The 368-nt window shown below is 63.9% G+C and carries 1 protein-coding gene; it reads right to left on the reverse strand.

What is annotated here, in order from left to right; translation table 11 throughout:
• On the reverse strand, positions 1 to 368 hold a 368-nt coding region (locus tag AX690_RS04290), incomplete at both ends, for an efflux RND transporter permease subunit (RefSeq protein WP_197426779.1).

Here is a 368-nt window from a genome sequence, read left to right on the forward strand (position 1 = left end):
GCGCCCAGGGCCAGCATGATGGTGATGGCCATCGGCGAGAAGGTCTTGCCTTCCACGCCCGTGAAGGTCAGCAGCGGGGCGAAGACCAAGAAGATGATCGCCTGGCCGAAGACGGTCGGACGGATCATTTCCTGGGCCGCGCGAAGCACGGTCTCCAGGCGTTCGGGCAGACGCAGCAGCCGGCCTTCGTGGTGCTGGCGCTCGGCCAGCCGTAGCAGACAGTTTTCGATAATGATGACGGTGCCGTCGACGATCAGGCCGAAGTCCAGCGCCCCCAGGCTCATCAGGTTGCCGGGCACCTTCAGCTCGTTCATGCCGATGGCCATCATCACGAAGGACAGCGGGATGATCAGCACGGCGATGAAGGC

The sequence above is a fragment of the Caulobacter sp. CCH9-E1 genome, assembly GCF_001556515.1.
Lineage (GTDB): Bacteria > Pseudomonadota > Alphaproteobacteria > Caulobacterales > Caulobacteraceae > Caulobacter.